Origin of the sequence: Paenibacillus sp. EKM10P (assembly GCF_011800655.1) — a bacterium.
GTDB classification, from domain to species: Bacteria; Bacillota; Bacilli; order Paenibacillales; family Paenibacillaceae; genus Paenibacillus; species Paenibacillus polymyxa.
Genome location: NZ_JAALET010000075.1, coordinates 1 through 492 on the forward strand (window position 1 = coordinate 1; position 492 = coordinate 492).

A 492-nucleotide genomic window follows, 5' to 3' on the forward strand; every position below is an offset into this window, starting at 1 on the left:
GCTGGATGCAGACTATCCATCCGAACGGATCCGCTTTATGCTGGAGGACAGCGGTGCGACGGTGCTGCTCACGCAAATCGGTTTGCAGGAGCGTGCACAAGCATGGCTCGCGGAAAGCCGGCTGGCCTTGGTCGGAGGGCAGACTGAGGTTGAACTGGAAACAGCGGCTGGTGCTGAAACGATGGAAAGAGACCGCCTGAATGATAGCATGAGCTTGAAATTAGATTCGAAGTCTGACAGCGAAGCAGCATCCGAACCATCAACAGAGCTGCGTTTGCATACTGTATTGGCGTTGGACGATGAGTCGCTGTACACCGGGGATACCACGGATGTTGAACGTATTAACGAGCCGCAAGACTTGGCGTATGTGATCTATACGTCGGGGACAACAGGACGTCCAAAAGGTGTCATGATCGAGCATCGCAGCTTGGTGAACACGGCTGCGGCCTATCGCCGGGATTACCGTCTGAACCAGTTCCCGGTACGTCTGCT

Annotated in this window: 1 protein-coding gene; it reads left to right on the top strand. The window is 55.1% G+C overall.

Annotation, left to right across the window (positions count from 1 at the left end):
* Window positions 1-492 (top strand): AMP-binding protein (locus HFE01_RS26465; protein ID WP_167438851.1); only part of this gene is annotated, 492 nt, incomplete at both ends.